This is a genomic window from Gloeocapsopsis sp. IPPAS B-1203 (assembly GCF_002749975.1).
Taxonomy (GTDB): Bacteria; Cyanobacteriota; Cyanobacteriia; order Cyanobacteriales; family Chroococcidiopsidaceae; genus Gloeocapsopsis.
On record NZ_PEIG01000038.1, the window covers coordinates 1 to 1335 of the forward strand.

The 1335-nt window shown below is 35.8% G+C and carries 1 protein-coding gene; it reads left to right on the plus strand.

The window, feature by feature from the left end; all coding sequences use genetic code 11:
* Positions 1 to 87 precede the first annotated feature (87 nt).
* Positions 88 to 1269 carry an IS4 family transposase gene (locus tag CSQ79_RS26880; RefSeq protein ID WP_099704160.1) on the plus strand — a complete coding sequence of 394 codons (1182 nt, stop codon included), beginning with the start codon at positions 88 to 90 and terminating at the stop codon, positions 1267 to 1269.
* Positions 1270 to 1335: the final 66 nt, after the last annotated feature.

Consider the following 1335-nt stretch of genomic DNA (forward strand, 5'->3'; position numbering starts at 1 on the left):
CAATAGCGTCCTAAATAAAAGAGAGAGAGGTATAGTTTTTTGCCCAAAATAGGTATTTTGGGTTTGCACCAAAAAACGCCCTCTCTCATGAGTAATATTACTTTGTTTTCTCAGATTATTAAAAAGATCGACCGATCAATTTTCAAAAAACTAGTAAATGAAAAGCAAACAGATAAAGGCTGCAAAGGTTTTGACAGCTGGACACATCTTGTATCTATGCTTTTCTGTCATTTTGCTAAAAGCACATCTGTAAGAGATATCTCTAATGGGCTTAGATCAGCGACAGGCAACCTCAACCATCTTGGCATATCAAAAGCGCCATCTAAGTCGAGCATAAGCTATCAAAACAAGCGTAGAGACTCCGATTTATTCAAAGAGCTTTATTATTCTCTTCTAAAAAGTTTAGGACAGCAGGCTTCGTTGAAACGGGTTAAACTCAAGATTAAAGTACCTGTCTATCTTCTAGACGCTACTGTGATCAGCCTTTGCTTATCTATGTTTGACTGGGCAAAGTTTCGAACTCAAAAAGGAGCAGTAAAAATACACACCTTACTAGATTATGATGGTAAACTCCCTGTTTATGTGAACATTACCGAAGGAAGTGTAGCTGACAATAAAGGTGCTTACAACATTCCTTTAGAAAAGGGATCTGTGATTGTGGCTGATAGGTATTATAATGATTTTCCCATGCTCAACGTTTGGGACAGCAAAGAGGTATTTTTTGTCATTAGGCACAAAGAAAATCTCTCCTATAAATCCATCAAAGAACGAGAACTCCCAGAAAATACTGCCCAGCATATCCTAAAGGATGAAGAAATAGAGTTAGCTAATCCTATCTCTAAGAATAAATATCCTGGAAAAATAAGAAGAGTAGTTGTGTGGGATGAGGACAACGAGCAAACAATCGAACTGATAACCAATAACTTCAAATGGGCTGCACAAACAATAGGAGACCTATATAAATCTAGATGGGAAATTGAAGTGTTTTTTCGAGACATCAAACAGTTACTCCATATCAAAACCTTTATAGGTACATCTAAAAATGCAGTAATGATCCAAATATGGACCGCACTGATAACAATCCTGTTACTTAAAGTAATGAAAGCGGTAGCTAAATATCGTTGGCATCTGTCAAACTTAGTGGCATTTATAAGACTCAATATTTTTGTGAAGATAGAACTCCAAAAATGGCTAGATCGACCCTTTGAAGAACATAAAAAACCACCAAAAAATAAATCACAGGGGGTTCTATTTCCAGAATATTTATAAAAACATAGCTCAATGGGAATAAGAACACTTTAGATATTAACTTATCATTTATTTAGGACAGCATTG